A 252-nucleotide genomic window follows, 5' to 3' on the forward strand; every position below is an offset into this window, starting at 1 on the left:
GGGTTTCCATATCGGTGGGCGGGTGGCTGACGGTCAGCCAGAGAAGGGGATCTTTTGCGCTTGCCTGTCGGGTCAGCGCGTCCAGATCCACAACCGAAAGCAGTGCATGAAATTTGTGCACATAGTCGCGGGTTTCCTTCGGTAACGACAGCGCCGTGAACCGGCGGCTGTTGGCTTTTTTGATGGCCCGGCCGACCCTGCCTTCGCCGGCATTGTAGGCGGCCAGTGTCAGCGCAAGGTCGTGATCGAACT

The 252-nt window shown here is 59.9% G+C and carries 1 pseudogene; it reads right to left on the reverse strand.

What is annotated here, in order from left to right:
- A pseudogene (locus R0J87_RS22745) lies at window positions 1-252 on the reverse strand (hypothetical protein); the annotation flags it as partial.

The organism is Halomonas sp. SIMBA_159, assembly GCF_046536035.1.
In the GTDB taxonomy this organism is placed as follows: Bacteria; Pseudomonadota; Gammaproteobacteria; order Pseudomonadales; family Halomonadaceae; genus Vreelandella; species Vreelandella venusta_A.